General features: G+C 73.3%; 12 protein-coding genes. 5 read left to right on the top strand and 7 right to left on the bottom strand.

All coding sequences use genetic code 11. The features are described 5' to 3' along the window. Window positions 1-31 precede the first annotated feature (31 nt). Window positions 32-1,192, top strand: a complete 1,161-nt coding sequence (locus tag OP18_RS18320; protein ID WP_156089603.1) for a hypothetical protein — start codon at window positions 32-34, stop codon at window positions 1,190-1,192. A gap of 238 nt (window positions 1,193-1,430) precedes the next feature. Here the strand turns inward: OP18_RS18320 and OP18_RS52670 are convergent, their stop codons facing one another. The 5 genes from OP18_RS52670 to OP18_RS18295 all read right to left on the bottom strand — a co-directional run bounded on the left by OP18_RS52670 (window position 1,431) and on the right by OP18_RS18295 (window position 6,690). After that, window positions 1,431-1,853, bottom strand: coding sequence for a DeoR family transcriptional regulator (locus OP18_RS52670; RefSeq protein WP_052386909.1), 423 nt, complete (start codon window positions 1,851-1,853; stop codon window positions 1,431-1,433). Between the two features lie 16 nt (window positions 1,854-1,869). Then, a complete protein-coding gene (locus OP18_RS18310) occupies window positions 1,870-3,369 on the bottom strand; it encodes a glycoside hydrolase family 36 protein (protein WP_033360125.1) in 1,500 nt (499 codons plus the stop codon). Between the two features lie 75 nt (window positions 3,370-3,444). Beyond that, a complete protein-coding gene (locus OP18_RS18305; RefSeq protein ID WP_033360124.1) occupies window positions 3,445-4,779 on the bottom strand; it encodes an ABC transporter substrate-binding protein in 1,335 nt (444 codons plus the stop codon). 31 nt (window positions 4,780-4,810) lie between these two features. Beyond that, window positions 4,811-5,680 carry a carbohydrate ABC transporter permease gene (locus OP18_RS18300; protein ID WP_245635426.1) on the bottom strand — a complete coding sequence of 290 codons (870 nt, stop codon included), beginning with the start codon at window positions 5,678-5,680 and terminating at the stop codon, window positions 4,811-4,813. 35 nt (window positions 5,681-5,715) lie between these two features. Beyond that, on the bottom strand, window positions 5,716-6,690 hold the full coding sequence (locus tag OP18_RS18295) for a carbohydrate ABC transporter permease (RefSeq protein ID WP_245635425.1): 975 nt from the start codon (window positions 6,688-6,690) through the stop codon (window positions 5,716-5,718). Between the two features lie 140 nt (window positions 6,691-6,830). On the opposite strand from OP18_RS18295, the gene OP18_RS61865 reads away from it, so the two are divergent. From OP18_RS61865 to OP18_RS18280, 3 genes are all read left to right on the top strand, one after another. Further along, window positions 6,831-9,149: a fibronectin type III domain-containing protein gene (locus OP18_RS61865; protein ID WP_033360122.1), complete on the top strand. Its 2,319-nt coding sequence runs from the start codon at window positions 6,831-6,833 to the stop codon at window positions 9,147-9,149. 200 nt (window positions 9,150-9,349) lie between these two features. Next, window positions 9,350-10,771, top strand: coding sequence for a rifampin monooxygenase (rox, locus tag OP18_RS18285; RefSeq protein ID WP_033360121.1), 1,422 nt, complete (start codon window positions 9,350-9,352; stop codon window positions 10,769-10,771). A gap of 97 nt (window positions 10,772-10,868) precedes the next feature. Beyond that, window positions 10,869-12,713, top strand: a complete 1,845-nt coding sequence (locus OP18_RS18280) for an ABC transporter ATP-binding protein (RefSeq protein WP_033360120.1) — start codon at window positions 10,869-10,871, stop codon at window positions 12,711-12,713. Here the strand turns inward: OP18_RS18280 and OP18_RS18275 are convergent. Beyond that, entirely contained in the window at window positions 12,708-13,973 is a 1,266-nt protein-coding gene (locus tag OP18_RS18275; protein ID WP_033360119.1) for a Gfo/Idh/MocA family protein, read from the bottom strand. The two genes, OP18_RS18280 and OP18_RS18275, sit on opposite strands and share 6 nt — an antisense overlap. A 46-nt stretch (window positions 13,974-14,019) precedes the next feature. On the opposite strand from OP18_RS18275, the gene OP18_RS18270 reads away from it, so the two are divergent. Beyond that, complete coding sequence (locus OP18_RS18270) at window positions 14,020-15,192, top strand: ROK family transcriptional regulator (protein WP_033360118.1); 1,173 nt, start codon at window positions 14,020-14,022, stop codon at window positions 15,190-15,192. 34 nt (window positions 15,193-15,226) lie between these two features. Here OP18_RS18270 and OP18_RS18265 read toward each other — a convergent pair whose 3' ends face one another. Continuing rightward, on the bottom strand, window positions 15,227-16,738 hold the full coding sequence (locus OP18_RS18265) for a DUF2334 domain-containing protein (RefSeq protein WP_211273583.1): 1,512 nt from the start codon (window positions 16,736-16,738) through the stop codon (window positions 15,227-15,229). Between the last annotated feature and the right edge of the window lie 49 nt (window positions 16,739-16,787).

Below are 16,787 nucleotides of genomic sequence, written 5' to 3'. Positions count from 1 at the left end.
ACGCCGTACGCTGACGTCCGGGGTGGTGCGGATGCTGCGGCGGACATCGCGGCGCTTCGAGGTCTCGGCGCTGCGCTGGTCCGACGCCGGCGAGCACCACTGGGCGATCGCGGCCGCCGGCGACGGCGTGCAGCTGTGGCGGCCGGCCGCCGCCGAGCACCCGTCCGGCCTGGCCCGCGCCCTCGCCACCCGGGCCATGTGCCTGCACGTCAGGGGGCGCACCGCCGACGCGGCGCGCGACGTCGAGGAGTCCCTGGCGCACCTGGAGCGGGCGCCCGTCTCCAGTGACCGCCCGGACGTCCTGGCCGACCTCGCGCACGTGGCGCTGATGATCGATCACTGCGGGCGCTCCGACGAGGCGCTGGCGACCGTGGAGCGGCTGCTGCCCGTCGCGCCCCGGCACGCCGCGCTGCTGCACGCGCGGGGCACGATCCTGTTCCGCCACGGCCGCGCCGAGGAGGCCGTCGCCGCGCTGCGCGAGGCGGCCGCGAACGGGGCGGAGCGGTTCGGGCTGCGGACGTCGACGAGCCTGCTGCTGCTGGAGGCGCTCGCCGCGACCGGACGCCACCAGGAGCTGCGCGAGCACGCCGAGCGCGTGCTCCCGCAGCTGGGCGTCGCGGCGATCGGCAGCGTCGAGGGGCGCCGGGTGCACATCGGCGCCCTGGAGCTGCTGCAGCGGCACGGCGTCACGCCGGGCCGCCTGCGCTCCCTCGACCGGGAGATCGCGGCGCAACGCCGGACGCTGCTGCGGCAGCTGCGTCGCCGCCGGCGGCTGGCGGCGGCGATGGCGGTGCTCACCGGGCAGCGCCGCGGGTGGCCGCCCGCGCCGGCGCACGGGTCCGCGCCCGCCGTCACCCCCACCGGTGCCGCCGCGGCCGCCCGGGTGGCGCAGGCCGAGGCCGCGCTCGCCGGGTGCCGCGAGTCCGGCGACGCGCGCTCGGTGGCGCTGGCGTGGAGTGCGCTGGCCGAGGCCCGCTGGGCGGCCGGCGGGCAACGGCCGGCCGCGCTGGACGCGCAGCGCGAGGCGCTCGCGGCAGCCCGCCGGTGGGCCGGGGAGCACCCCGAGGACGCCCGGTCGGCGCTCGCCGAGCAGCTGCGGCGGTTCGCCACGTACGCCGGCACGATCGGGCTGCGCACCGACGCGCAGCTCGCCCTGGCCGAGGCCGACGAGCTGGACGGCCAGGCCGGTTGAGCGGCGGCGCGGCCGAGCGCCGGAAGGCCCGCTCGCGGCGGCGTGGGCGAAGGTCGACAGTGCAGGGATGGCGGTCCAGGAACACGACCGCGTGCCGGACCCGCCGCCGCTCACCGGCTGACCGGCGGTCGGCCGGCGGCTGTCCGCCGGGGCGGCGCTCGCCGGCGAGCTGGCCGGCAAGGTCCCGCCACGTCCGGGCCGGAGCGCCGCCCGGGTCGTGATCACGGTCGTGGCGGCGCTAATCCACCTGGTCTCGATCGGGGCACTGGCGCTGGGCGGGTGGCTGGCGGTGCAGTACCGGCGGTTCGCCCGCGACCTGCGTCACGGCTGAGCGGCGCGGGCGCGGGGCGGCCCGGCGGATCCGCGCGCACGCCTCCAGGGCCTGCTGCAGGGCGTGCTCGACGCCGCTGAGGTCGTGGCGGTCGAGGGCGTGCCGGCCGCGGGCGAGGTACGCGGCGAGCAGCCGGGTCTCGCCGTGGGGTGCCGCCGGGGTGGCGCCGCCGTGCAGGCGCGTCAGGGCCCCGCTGCGGGCGAGGGCCGTCAGGTCGCGCTGGGTGGTGGCCAGCGAGGCGCCGGTGACCTGCCGGATGTCGGTGGTCGTGACGAACTCGCGCTGGGCCAGCAGCTCGATGATGCGCTGGTGCCGCACGGAGGGCAGCATGCACGCGTGCACGATGTCACGAGATGGGGTAGAGCTGGCCGCCGGTGTCCGCGGCGACGGCCGGGCCGAAGTCGACGTCGCGCCCGTCGATGCTGAACCGGTACCGGCCGAGGCGCCGGATCGCCGGGGTGGCGTCGAGATAGTCACGCAGGTCCTCCAGTTCGGCGGGGGTCAGCCAGCTGGGCGGGTCGGACACGGCCCGGAAGCGGCAGATGTCGGCGAGGTCCCGCAGCCACTGCAGCTGCTGGGAGGTCAGCAGGTTGAGCTTGCTGCGGAAGTAGATGACGTCGGGGTCGACCTCGACCAGCCGGGACTGCCAGAGCCGGTGGACGCTGTTGGCGACGGCGTTGCGGGCGGTGGCGTCCGACGGGTCGACGGAGGCGTAGTTGTCCCACATCGGGGCGACGTCGGGGCCGCTGCGCAGGCCGTCGAGCAGGCCGAGGGACGGCAGCAGCACGGCGCCGGAGCCGAGCAGGTACACGTCGTCGCCGGCGGTCTCGCGGATGACGCGCAGCGCGGCGCGGTAGAGCTCCTCGCGGTGCCGGTCGGTGCCCGGGACCGGTGCGGCGCCGGCGTTGATGAAGTCGAGCTTGAGGTAGCGGTACCCCCAGTCGTGCACGACGGTGCGGATGAGCCCGGCGACGTGCTCGAGGGCGTCGGCGCGGGCCAGGTCCAGGGCGTGGTACGGGCCGCCCCAGTTGTACCCGGCGACGACCGGCCTGCCGTCGGGGCCGCGCAGCAGCAGCTCCGGCCGTTCGGTGGCGATCCGGGAGTGCGGCAGCGCGATGAACGGGGCGAGCCACAGCCCGGCGGTGAAGCCGGCGTCGGTGATGCGCTCGGCGAGGCTGCGCATGCCGCTGGGGAACTTCGCGTTGGGCTGCCAGTCGCCGACGAGCTCCTCCCAGCCGTCGTCGATCTGCACGACGTCGAACGGCAGCCCGGTGAGGTCGGCGATGTCCTTGGCCAGCTGGGTCTCGGTGATGGTCTCGTAGTAGGCGTACCAGCTGCACCAGACGTTGCCGGCGCGCCGGCCGCCCGCGCCGAAGCGCTCGGCGAGCTGGTCGGTGTAGGCGGTGAACACCTCGTCCTCGGTGCCGAAGGCCAGGAACCACTCGGCGCCGCCGGTGGCGTACCAGCCGGTGAGGGTGTCGTGGTCGGCGGCGAGCCGCGGGGTGTCCAGGCCGAGCGCGCCGAGCAGCAGGGTCCGCCCGTCGGCGTCCTGCAGCGCGGCGACCGCGGACGAGTGGTGCCGGGTGGGGTCGTCGAAGGTGGGGTCGTCGGCGGTGACGAGCCGCTGCGGGTTCGGCACGCGCAGCGGTGCCTCGCTCAGCCGCCGCCAGCCGCACGGGCTCCACGAGTTGTGCCCGTGCCGGTAGAACGACGCGTCGCCGAGCCCGTGCAGGATCGCGGTGCGCCCGGGAGGCAGCACGACGCCGCCGGGGACGGGTCGCGGTGCGCCGTGGGCGGCGTGCTGGAGGGCGAAGGATCGTCCGCCGAGCTCGACGAGCTGTGCCATGGTTCTCCTCATCAGGTTGGTGACGCGGCGGGGCGCCAGCACAGCGCCCCGCCGCGTGGATCAGCCGGGGACGGCCTACTTGAACAGGCCGTTGACCTGGTCGTTGGCCTTCTTCAGGGCGTCGGCCGGGGCGGCCTGGCCGAGGGCGACGGACTGGATGGCGTCCTGCACGATCTGGCTGACCTCGTTGCCGTGGTCGGTGATCGGCAGGAAGAAGGTGCCGCCGGACGCGGTCGCCTGGTCGGTGAAGGCCTGCACGTTGCGGCCGGCGGCCTTGTGGGCGGCGAGGGCCTTCTCGGTGCCGGACTTGAGGGCGGGGAAGACGACGGCCTTGTCGCCGACGATGTCCTGGCACGCGGACGAGCCGAGGAACTTCACCCACGACCACGCCTGCTCGGGGTGCTTGGTTCCGGCGTAGATCGCGTCGGACAGGCCGTTGATGGCGGTCTTGCGTCCGGCCGGGCCGGTCGGCAGCGGGGCGAACGCGTACTGCTGCTTGGCGCCGGCGCCGAGGTAGGTGCCGATGGTCCAGGACCCGACGATGGTGTACGCGCCCTGGCCGGCGTCCATGACGGCGTCGCGGCCGAGGGTGGACTGCTTGTCGAACTTGGGCGCGTAGCCCTTGTCGATGAGGCGTTTGAACCAGCCGATGGTCTCGGCCAGCTTCGGGTCGTCGTACTTGTACTTCGTGCCCCACGGGTTCTTGTCGAGGTAGGTGAAGCCGTTGGCGACGGCGAGGTCGCCCCAGCCGTTCTGGCCCTGCGAGCCGTCGGCCCACTCCGGCAGGAAGCCGTAGACCTTCACGCTGTTCTTGTCGAAGGCCGGGTCGAGGCCGTTGCGGCCCTGGGCGTCGACGGTGGCCTTGGCGATCGCCTGCTCGAACGTGCCGCCGTCGGACGGGTTCCAGGTGAGCTTGTCCAGCCCGGTGGGGTCGGTGACGAGCTTGGTGTTGTAGACCAGGGCCATCGTGTCCCAGTCCTTCGGCAGCCCGTACCGCTTGCCGTCCTTGACGAACAGGTCCGCCAGGCCGGCCTGGTACTGGCCGAGGTCGACCTTGTCCTTGTCGACGAACGGCTGGATGTCGAGGATCTGGTTGCTGGTGACGAACTGCGGATAGTAGGAGGCGTGGTCGGTCCACACGTCGGGGGCGCTGCCGCTGGCGAGCTGGGTGGTGAGGTTCTGCCAGTACTGCGTCCAGGCGGTCTGCGTGAACTTGACGGTGACGTTGGGGTTGGTCCTGGTGAACTCGTCGGCGCAGGCCTGGTAGGCGGGCAGCTGTTTGTCGTCCCACAGCCAGTAGTTGAGGGTGACCTTGCCGCCGTCGTCGGCCGACCCGGACGAGCAGGCGGCGAGCGGCAAGGCGAGCGCTGCGGCGGTCAGCGCGGCAGCCGTGCGGAGACGTGGATTCACGGGGGTCCCTTTCAGGGTGCGGGGCGGGAGGTCATTTGATGCCGGTGAAGTTGAGCGACTGCACCAGCCGCTTACCGAGGAAGATCAGCAACAGCAGGACGGGCAGGACGGACAGGGTGGAGGCGGCCATGAGACCGGTCCAGTCCGGTTGGGTGTTCGGTGACTGCTGGAGGAAGACGCCGAGGGCCACGGTCAGCACCCGGTTGTCCTCGCCGCGGCCGACGAGCAGCGGCCACAGGAAGTCCTTCCACGCCCACACGGCGGTGGTGAGGGCGATGGTGATCAGCGGGCCGCGGCTCATCGGCAGGATGACCCGCCAGAAGACGCCCCACCGGCCGGCGCCGTCGATGACGGCGGCCTCCTCGACCTCGCGGGGCACGGACAGGAAGAACTGCCGCAGGAAGAACACGGCGAACGGGGTCATCAGCAGCGACGGGGCGACCATGCCGGCGAAGGTGTCGATGAGGTCCAGGCCGCGCACGAGGGCGAAATTGGGCAGCAGGGTGAAGATCGGCGGCACCATCAGCGCCGCGACGAGCGCGCCGAAGAGCAGGTCCCGGCCGGGGAAGCGCAGGCGGGCGAAGGCGTATCCGGCCATGGCGCAGCAGAAGGTCTGGACCACGGCGATGATGCCGCTGTAGACGACGGAGTTCAGCGTGTACCGCAGGAAGTTGATCTTCGCGCCGGAGCCGCCGGCGTCGCGCGCCGCCCGCTCGTCGACCAGGCCGAGCACCCGCCAGAAATTGATCATCGTAGGGTGCTTCGGCACGACGCCGGCGCTGTCGGCGTAGATGTCGGCCGCCGGGGTGATCGCGGTGCGGATCATCCAGTAGAACGGCACGATCGTGACGACGAGGAACGCGACGAGGACGATCCAGGCGAGCAGCCGTCCGGGACGCACGCGGCGGGGCATGGTTCGGGCCCTCTCAGTCGACATCAGGTGAGATCCGATCGCGAGGCGCGCAGCAGCCACATCTGCACGGCGGTCAGCAGGCCGAGGATGAGCACGAGCACCATGGCGACCGCCGCGGCGTAGCCCATGTGGAAGTACGTGAACGCCTGCTGGTAGATGTAGAAGTAGATGACCCGGGTGGCGCCGACCGGCACGACCTTCTCGGTGACGGCGACGGTGTCGAAGATCTGGAACGAGCCGATCAGCGACACGACGAGCACCAGGGCGAGGATCGGGCGCAGCAGCGGCAGCGTGATCTGCCGGAACATCCGCAGCTCGCCGGCGCCGTCCAGCGACGCGCTCTCGTACAGGTGCGGCGGGATCTGCAGCATGCCGGCGTAGAGCAGCAGCGCGGTGTAACCGGTGTAGGCCCACGTGTTGATGAGCGCGATGGACGGCATCGCCAGGTCCGGCGAGGTGAGGAAGCCCTGCCGGTCCAGCCCGGCCGCCGCGAGGAGATGGTTGACGAAGCCGAGGTTGGCGTCCAGCAGCCACATCCACAGCAGCCCGACGGTCACGTTCGGCACCAGCCAGGGCAGCAGCATCGTCGCGCGCAGCACCACCGAGCGGGTCAGCCGGTGCATGAGCGCGGCGACGCCCAGGGCGAGCACCGTCTGCGAGCCGATGTTGACGACCACGTAGTAGGCGGTGATGCGCAGCGACTTCCAGAACTGTGCGTCGGTCACCAGCTTGGTGTAGTTGTCGGCGCCGACGTACGACGGGGTGTTGAGCAGGCTGTAGTCGGTGAGGGAGTACCAGACGCCGCGGACCGTCGGGTACAGGTAGAACACGGCGAACCCGACGAGTACGGGCGCCAGGAACAGCCACGCGACGCCCCGGTCGTCACGGTGGCGGCGCGGGCCCCGGGCGGCGGCCGGCTCGGCCGGCGGGCCCGGCGACGGCGGGGCGGTCACCGCCAGGCTGTTACGCATCGTCACGATCCGGCCTCGTCTCTTCATCGAAAATCTTCGAGTCCTGCGTCTTGCGGCGGGGGGTGTGCGGCCGTTAATAATGATGAAGCTCAGGGAAACTTTGTCAACACCTCCTCGTATCAAATCGAGGTACGTGGAGCCGCACCCCAAGTCCCGGAGGCCCATCCATGCGTACCGCCCCGCGGCGGCGTCGCTTCGCGTTCGCCACCGCACTCTGCACGGCCGCCGCCACGGCCGTGCTCGCCGCCGCGTCGCCCGGCGCCGCGGCGCCGGCCGGCCCGCCGGCCCGCCCGGCGGCGCCCGCCACGCCCGACCCGACGCTGACCGACCACCCGCTCACCGCGGCCCCGAGCCCGCTGGACAACCCGCTCAAGGGCTTCGCGCGCTTCTACTTCCCCGGCGAGAACCAGAGCTCCGGTTACCCGCGGTCACTCGCGTGGAGCTACTTCGGCCTGTCCGAGGTGATGACCAACGCGGGCAACTGCGCCAGCTACGACTGGACGATCGTGGACAACGCGCTCAACGAGATCGCGTCCTACGGCAACCAGGCCGCCATCCGCTTCTACCTGGAGTACCCGGGCGGGACCGGCAGCCATCCCGGCAACGCCATCCCGCACTGCTTCGACGGGCACGTCACGTACCGCACCAACACGTACTGGGGCACCGTCTCCCCGGACTACGACAGCGCCTACCTGCTCAACGCGGTCAGCGACTTCATCGCCGCGTTCGGCGCCCGCTACGACGGCGACCCGCGCATCGGCTTCATCAACCTCGGCATCGTCGGCCTCTGGGGCGAGTGGCACACCTGGCCCTTCGACACCGACACCGCGGACGGCTACCCGAACCTGATGCCGACCGACGCGCACGGCGCGCAGATCGTCCAGGCCTTCGACGCCGCGTTCAACACCACCAAGCTGGAGATCCGCTACCCGGACTCCGCCGGCGGCGCCGCCAACACCCGCGACATCGGCTACCACGACGACTCGTTCTGCTACCGCGAGGGCTCACCCCTGGCCGGGGTCACGCTGCCGCAGTCGCTCGGCGGCGCCGGCTACTCGCAGCTGCAGCGCGCGCTCGACATGGGCGTGGAGAACAAGTGGACCACCAGCTCGATGGGGGGTGAGGTGCGGCCGGAGATCCAGAGCTCCGCGTTCGCCGCGTGGCCCGGCGGCGCCGGCCAGGTCGACAACATGCGGGCCTGCATCGAACTGGAGCACACCACCTGGAAGATCAACCAGACCAGCCAGAGCTACTCCCCGACCGACCCGAACGTCGCGGCGGCCGTGCGGCTCATGGGCTACGACCTCACCGCCACCCACGCCTACTACCAGAACACCGTGTCCGGCGGCAGCGCCACCATCGGCGTCACGATCGCCAACAACGGCGTCGCCCCGTTCTACTACCCGTGGACGGTCACGCTCGGGCTGAAGAACGCCGCCGGCACCGTGGTGAAGACCTGGGACACCCCCTGGGACCTGCGCACCGTCCAGCCACTGAGGATCCGCGCGTTCCCCGACTGGGGGGTCGGCGCCGACCCGACGTACCGCGACTTCGGCTACCCGCAGTACTTCCAGGCGGGGGTCAGCCTCACCGGCGTGGCGACCGGCTCCTACCAGCTCGTGATGCGGGTGAAGAACCCCCTGGAGGCGCTCAGCCCGGCCGCGAAGAAGCTCCGCTTCGCCAACGCGACCCAGAACGCCGACGGCTGGCTCGGCCTCGGCGCCATCGGCGTCGGCACGACCGGCGGCGGCGACACCACGGCACCGTCGGCGCCGAGCGGGCTCACCTCGCCGGCGAAGACCTCCACCAGCGTGTCGCTGAGCTGGACCGCCTCCACCGACAACGTCGCCGTCACCGGCTACCGCGTCCTGCGCGGCGGCACCCAGGTCGGCACCACGTACACCGACAGCGGCCTCACCGCGTCGACCGCCTACACGTACACGGTCCGCGCCTACGACGCCGCGGGGAACGTGTCGGCGGCGTCCGGCCCGCTGACCGTCACCACCAGCGCCGGGGGCGGTGGCGGCGGGATCGGCGTGGACGACTTCGACGGCAACCCCGCCTACCCGTCCGCGGCGAAGAACGACCTGGCGAAGTGGACCGGCGGCAACTGCTTCGGCAACGGCGGCGGCAGCGGCGTCGTGGCCGGCGGGGCGCTGACGCTGCAGTACGACAACTGCGGCTGGTTCGGCAGCGACGTCGGCGTCGACGTGTCCGCCTACACGTACCTGGTCGTGCGCATCAAGGGCAACACCGGCGGCGAGCAGACCCACTTCAACCTGAGCCTGGGCGGCGCCACCAAGGTGTTCGGCGACTACACCCTCGACGGCGGCGGCCACCCGGTCATCACCACCGCGTACCAGGACATCAGGATCCCGATGGTGGCCAACGGCATCAGCCGCAACAGCCCCGCCCAGCTCGCCATGGGGTTCTGGTACGGCGGCAACGGCAGCATCTCCATCGACGGCATCTCGTTCGGCAACTGACGCGCCGGCGAACAAAGGACTCGACGCGGTGTCACGGCGGCTTGTAGCGTGCAGCTGACCGTGACACCGCCCGAGGAGGTGAGACCCATGAACGCTGGATCGACGTGGGTGCTCCCCTACCCGTCACGGGCGGGCGACTGACGCAGGTGTCGCCGGGAGCGCCTCTTCACCGAAGGCACTCCCGAAAGGCCACACCTTCCATGTTTGACGTGATCATCGCCGGCTGCGGTCCGACCGGTGCGATGCTCGCCGCCGAGCTGCGGCTGCACGACGTGCGGGTCCTCGTCCTGGAGCAGGACACCGAGCCCTCGTCGTTCGTCCGCATCGTCGGCCTGCACATCCGCACCATCGAGCTGATGGCCATGCGCGGGCTGCTGGAGCGCATCGCCGAGCGCGGACGGCGCCGCCCGGCCGCCGGCTTCTTCGCCGCCATCACCAAGCCCGCGCCCGAGGGCCTGGACTCCGCGCACGCCTACCTGCTCGGCATCCCGCAGCCGGTCATCGTCCAGTTGCTCGAGGACCACGCGGTCGGGCTCGGCACGCAGGTCCGGCACGGGTGCACGGTCACCGGGCTCGATCAGGACGCCGACGGCGTGACCGTCGAGCTGGCCGGCGGCGAGCGGCTGCGGTCGCGCTATCTCGTCGGCTGCGACGGCGCCCGCAGCACGGTGCGCAAGCTGCTCGGCGTCGGCTTCCCCGGCGAACCCTCGCGCAACGAGACGCTCATGGGCGAGCTGGAGGTCGGTGTGCCGCCGGAGGAGGTCGCGGCCACGGTGGCCGAGGTCGCCCGGACCGACAAGCGCTTCAGCCTCGCCCCCTTCGGCCAGGGCGTCTACCGTGTGATCGTCCCCGCCGCGGGGGTCAGCGACCGGTCGCGACCGCCCACCATCGAGGACTTCCGGCACCAGCTGCGCGTCGTGGCCGGCACCGACTTCGGCGTGCACTCGCCGCGCTGGCTGTCCCGCTTCGGCGACGCCACCCGGCTGGCCGAGCGGTACCGGGTCGGGCGGGTGCTGCTGGCCGGCGACGCGGCGCACATCCACCCGCCCATCGGCGGGCAGGGCCTCAACCTGGGCGTGCAGGACGCGGTCAACCTCGGCTGGAAGCTGGCCGCGCAGGTCCGCGGGTGGGCACCGGACACCCTGCTGGACACCTATCACACCGAGCGGCACCCGGTCGCCGCCGACGTGCTGGACAACACCCGCGCCCAGCTGGAGCTGCTGTCCCCCGGGCCGGGCCCGCAGGCGGTGCGCCGGCTGCTCACCGAGCTGATGGATTTCAACGAGGTGAACCGCCACCTCATGGAGAAGATCACCGCGATCGGGGTGCGCTACGACTTCGGCCCCGGCCCGGACCTGCTGGGCCGCCGCCTGCCCGACCTCGACGTCAAGCAGGGCCGGCTGTACGACCTGCTGCACCGCGGCCGCGGCCTGCTGCTGGACCGCACCGGACGGCTGACCGCCGGCGGCTGGGCGGACCGGGTCGACCACCTCGGCGACCCCACCGCCGCCCTGGACGCCCCGGCCGTGCTGCTGCGCCCCGACGGGCACGTCGCCTGGGCCGGCGACGACCAGTGGGACCTCGACGACCACCTCGCCCGCTGGTTCGGCCCACCCGCCTGACCGACGCAAGCCCACCTCGGAGAAGGGATCACCACGATGAGGACATCCGGCGCTCACCCAGGTCCGCTGTCAGTCCCGACCGCCGGAGAGGCGCTTCGTGTTCGATCGGTTCGAAAACCCTGTTGACCCCTTCCCCACCCGGGACGACCGGACCCCGCCCGCCGGGGTCCGGGCGTTCCTGTTCGAGACGTTCCGGCCGCTGCGGCCGGTCGTCGCCGCCGCCGTGGCCACCACGGTCCTGTGCGCGGCGATCGAGGTGTGGCTCATCGGCTACGCCGGACGCCTCGTCGACATCCTCGCCGGCGCCGGCCCGGACACGCCGTGGGCCGCGCACGGCCCGGAGCTGCTGCTGGTCGGTGGCCTCGTGCTGCTGGTCAGGCCGCTGCTGAACGCGGTCAGCGAGGCCCTGGACGACATCGCGTTCCGGGTCAACGCCCGGCCCCTGGCCCGCTGGCGGGCGCACCGGCACGTGTCCCGGCAGTCCGTGGGCTGGTTCCGCGCCGACCTCGCCGGGCGCGTCGCCACCTGGGTCCGCGACGGCGGCGACGCGGCCGCCACCGCCGCCTACAGCGTCATCCACACGCTGGTGTTCGTCGTCGCCTACATCGCCGGCTCGGTGTGGGTGATGTCCGCGATCGACGTGCGGCTGCTGCTGCCGCTCGGGGGCTGGATCCTCGCGTACGCGGCACTCATGCGCTGGGCGGTGCCGCGGTACCGGCGGGCCGCCGAGGAGCTGCAGGAGGCGGAGTCGGCGCTGACCGGCCTCCTCGTCGACTCCTACACCAACGTCGACACCCTCGCGCTGCTCGGCGACCACGCCGCGCGGGTCGGGCACGACCGGCGGCTGTTCGCCGCGGCCAGGCGCGCCCACCTGCGCCTGCAGCGGGTCGAGGTCACCATCAACAGCGGCATGATGGCGCTGGGCAGCGCGCTGCTCGTCGGCCTCGTCGGCTACGGCATCGCGCTGTGGCGGACCGGGTCGGCACCCCTCGGACTCGTCGCGGCGGCGCTCGCGCTGAGCTTCCGCATCACCGCGATGGCCGAGTGGCTGCTGGACGCGGTGTCGGCGCTGTTCGGCTCGGTCGGTGCGCTGCGCCGGGCCCTGCGCACCGTGGCGCAGCCCCTGGCCGTGCCCGACCGGCCCGACGCCGCCCCGCTCGTGGTGCGCGGCGGCGCGATCAGCTTCGTCGCGGTCAGCCACCACTACGGCCGCGGCGACGGCGGGCTGGACCGGCTCAGCCTCGACATCGCCGCCGGCGAACGGGTCGGCGTCGTCGGGCGGTCCGGCGCGGGCAAGTCCACGCTCGTGGGCCTGCTGCTGCGCTTCCACGACGCCGAGTCCGGCACGATCCTCGTCGACGGCACCGACATCACCACGGTGCCGCAGGAGAGCCTGCGCGACCGGATCGCCATGGTCGCGCAGGAGGCGACCCTGCTGCACCGCTCGATCCGGGAGAACGTCGCCGGCCCAGGCTCCGGCTTCAGCGCGGCCGACGACGCGCGGCTGCGCACCGCGCTGCGCCGGGCGTCCGCCGAGGGGTTCGTCGCCGCGCTGCGCGACGCGGACGGCCGGACCGGCCTCGACGCGCACGTCGGCGAACGCGGCGTGCGCCTGTCCGGCGGGCAGCGGCAGCGCATCGCGCTGGCCCGGGCGTTCTACCGCGACGCGCCGATCCTCGTCATGGACGAGGCGACGTCCGCGCTCGACTCCGAGGCGGAGGCCGCCATCCACGACACGCTCAGCGAGGTGATGACGGGGCGCACCGTCATCGCGATCGCGCACCGGCTGTCGACCATCGCCCACCTGGACCGCATCGTGGTCCTCGACGCCGGGCGGATCGTCGAGGAGGGCACCCACGCCGACCTCGTGCGGCGGGACGGCCTGTACGCGCAGCTGTGGTCGCGGCAGTCCGGCGGGTTCCTCGGCACGGCCGGGTCATAGCGTCACGACGGTGTGGGCGGTCCGGGCCCGCTCGGCCGCCCACACCACCCGGTGCGACGCCAGGCTGGTCGCCATGTCGGAGCTGAGCAGGGCCGGATCGCCCGCGGCGACGGCGGCCAGGAACGCCGCCACCAGGCTCGCGTCGCCGCCGTCGTGCCCGGCCCCGGCGTGCGCGCCGCCGTCACCTTCCTGGGTGTCGATCGTCTCGGCGGCGCCGGTGCGGAAGTCGGTCACCCGCAGCAGCCGCCCGTCGCCATCGACGCTGCCGTGGGTGCCGAACAGCCGGGTCTGCCGCCGCTGCATCGGCGTGAACGCCGTCATCGTGAACGTCGCGGTCACCCCGCTGTCGTACTGCAGCGCCACCACCTGGTGGTCGACCACGTCGTTGTCGCAACCGTAGACGCAGCGCCCGTACGGCCCGTCCCGCAGCGCCAGCAGGACCGCCTCGTGGGTCCGTCCGGTCGTCACGGCGTTGAGCGGCCACTCCTCGGCGTCGTCGAGGCAGCGGGTGTACAGGCGGACCGCCGAGTACGGGCAGGCCGCCTCGACCGCGCAGGCCACGCAGCGCTCCCCCGCCCCCGCCGGGCGGTGCTCGGGGCGGAAATGGGCCAGCCCGCCGAAGGACGCCACCGACCGGGGCGCGGCGCCGACCACGTACGCCAGCCAGTCGAGGTCGTGGCACGACTTGGTCAGCAGCATCGGCCCCGAGTCCGCCTCCCGGCGCCAGTTGCCGCGCACGAACGAGTGCGCCTGGTGCCACCAGCCGACCGGCTCCAGGTGCTGCACACTGACCAGGGCGCCGATCCGCCCGCTGGTGAGCAGCGCCCGCAGGGCACGCGTGTAGCTGGTGTACCGCAGCACGTGACAGACCGCACCGATCACACCGGCCGCGGCGACCGCGTCCGCGATGCGCCGGGCCTCGGCCTCCGTCGGCGCCATCGGCTTCTCCAGCAGCAGATGGTAGCCGAGCCCGGCCAGCGCGACGGCCGGCCCGACGTGCAGCCGGTCCTGGGTCGCGACCACCGCCACGTCGGCGATCCGGCCGGCCGCGGCCAGATCTTCCCAGGTCGTGAACGCCGCCGCCACGTCGTGCCGGGCGGCGAACGCGGCCCGCCGGCCGGCGTCGGGCTCCGCCACGGCGACCACCCGCCCCGCGCCGGACGCCTCAGCCAGCCGGGCGTACTGCTGCCCGCGCAGCCCCGCGCCGACCACGGCGATCGTGACGGGCTTGCGATTCCCCCCGGACTTTGTAAACTCCATAGCAATATTGGTGGGGATACCGGCATCGCACGTCAAGGGGCGCACAGTGGCAGATCAGGTCATCTCGGGGACCGACCTGACGCGGCTGCGCGAGCTCAACTCATTGACGATCGTCAGCGCCCTGCGGGACCAGCCGCCGGCCACGGTCACCGAGCTGGCGAAGCTCACCGGGCTGTCGCGCCCCGCCGTCGACGTCATCGCCCAGGGCCTCGTCACCGGCGGCTGGGCCACCGTCGTGGAGCCCGACGGCAGCAGCGTCGTGGGCCGCCCCGCCCGGCGCTACCGGTTCCGCGCCAGCGCCGGCCACGTCATCGGCGTCGACGTCGGCGCGCACAAGATACTGGCCCACCTCGCCGACCTCGACGGCACCGTCGTGCAGACCGCCCGGCGCCCCGTCGCCGCGGACGCCGACCCGGGCGAGCGCCTCGCCGCCCTCGACCAGGTGCTCACCACCTGCCTCGCCGAGGCCGGCAAGACCGCCCAGGACATCTGGGCCGTCACCGTCGGCGTCACCGGCCCGGTCGACGCCACCGGCAGGACGACCCTCTTCACGCCGCTGCCCGGCTGGCAGACCGTGGACGTCGCCGCCCACCTCAGCGACCGGTTCACCTGCCCCATCATCGTGGAGAACGACTGCAAGCTCGCCGCCCTGGCCGAGCGCTGGCAGGGCGCCGCCCGCGACGCCGACGACATCGTCTTCCTCCTCGCCGGCATGCGCACCGGTGCCGGCCTCATCATCGACGGCGTCCTGCGCCGCGGCTACGGCGGCGCGGCCGGCGAGATCGGCGCCCTCAAGGCCGTGCGCTGGCTCGCCGCCCCGTCGCACCTGCAGAGCTGCCCCGGCGTGCCGACCACCGTCAGCCCCGACGACGCCGCCGCCTGGGTCTTCAACGCCGCCCGCGACGGCAACCGCGACGCCCGTACCGCCGTCAACCGCTACGTCAAGGACCTCGCCGTCGGCACCGCCGCCCTCGTCCTGGCCCTCGACCCGCAGATCGTCGTCTTCGGCGGCGGCTTCTCCCGCTCCGCCGACCTCGTCCTCGACCCGCTGCGCCGCGAGCTGCAGAAGCTCTGCCTGCGCGTGCCGGACGTGCGCGCCTCGACGCTGGGCGCGGACAGCGTCGCCCTGGGCGCGCTGCGGCTCGCCCTCAACGAGGTCGACCGGCGCCTGTTCACCGTCGGCCTCAGCGCACCCCCCGCCGCCCCCCGCCGCGAATGACCCACGACCTCGAGACCCTCTGCGCCCGGGCGGGTCACAGCAGCGACGGCGCCGCGACGAAGGTGTAGCCGAGCTGCTGGATGCCGTCCACGAGCTCGGGCAGGTACTGCAGGCCCAGGAACGGGTGGTAGAAGAAGCTCGCCACGTTGTCCCGGACCACGAGCTGGCGGCGGGCGGAGGCGACCAGGTCCGGGGCGAGCCGCACGCCGTGCTGGTTGAAGCGCTGGGTGGCCACGTTGCCGAGGGTCTCGGGGATGACCGGGGTGCCGTAGGCGTCGTCGACCACGTACGGGAAGAACTGGCTCACCGACCGGGCGCTCGCCGGGTCGCCGGACAGGACGCCGGAGAAGTACAGGACCTGCTCGTAGCGGGCGCGGATGCCGGGTGCCGTGGCGATCGCCCGGTAGTCCGCGGCGCTGGCCGTGTAGTGCGGGAACTCCCAGATGTCCGGCGGGGTCAGCCCGGCCGCCGTCCACTCGCGCCGGGCCGCGTCCAGCCGGCCGAGCGCCCAACCGGCCGAGTCGCCGGCGACGGCGCCGTCCAGCACGACCGAGCCGTCGGCGTCGACGTGGGCGCGGTAGAACTCGTAGTCCTCGGCGCTGACCCCGTACGGGTTGCGGGCGCCGGCCATGCCGTGCGTGTACCCGTGCATGAGGAGCGTGCCGCCGTGCCCGGCCATGTACCGCAGCGCCTCGACCACGGCGGGCGCGTCGCTGAGCGTCCGGTGCACGGGCACCCCGCCGGAGTAGGTGCCGGCGGCGTCGTCGTACACGGGAAACACCGCGACGGCGAACGGCACGCCCCGGCCCGCCAGGTAGTCGGCGATCGCCCGCAGCTGCGCGGGGTCGGAGTGCGGGCCGACGTCCTCGATGCGCACCAGCGCCCGGTGCCGCTGCGGCGTGTCCGGCGCCAGCAGCGTGAACAGCAGGTCGGCCAGGACGAGGTACCGGTCGTCGAACATCACGTACGTCAGCGGCACCTCCGTGACGTACGTGAGCGCGCCGGCCCGCACCGCGTACGGCACCACCCCGCCGTCGGGCAGCACCGCTTCGGCGAGCGTGGTGGCGGCCGCGTCCAGCCCGACCCGGACCATGGACCCGGCCGACGGGTGCCGGGTGAGCTCGGTGCCGTGGTAGCGCACCGCCGTCACGACCGTGTCGTCGATCGCCGCCGACCGCAGCCCCACCCCGCCGTGCCGGGCCAGCAGCTGCCAGATGTTCGCCCCCAGCCACAGCACCGGCGCGCCGGCGGCTACGTCGGCCAGGAACGCGTCGGGCAGCGGCTCGTCGTACGTCGACCCGACGTAGATCGTCAGCCGGTGCCGCGCGGCGCTGCCGGCCCGGTACCGGCCGACGGGCGCGGACTCCCACGTGTCGAAGTGCGAGGCGAGGTTGCCGGCCTGCACCGCGTACAGCTCGCCCAGGTCGCCGAACTGCCCGGTCGTGTCGTACAGGACCAGGACTCCCGACGGCGGGACCTTCGGCGTCTTCGGGGTGCCGCGCGGGGCGCCGCCGCACGCGGCGAGCACCACCACCGCCGTGACCACCGAACAGACCCGCCGGCACCACCCCACCGGCTCCACGGTAGTTGCCCGG

The sequence above is a fragment of the Dactylosporangium aurantiacum genome (assembly GCF_000716715.1).
In the GTDB taxonomy this organism is placed as follows: Bacteria; Actinomycetota; Actinomycetes; order Mycobacteriales; family Micromonosporaceae; genus Dactylosporangium; species Dactylosporangium aurantiacum.
Note: the sequence above shows the minus strand (reverse complement) of the source record. Positions and strands in the feature narration are given on the sequence as shown.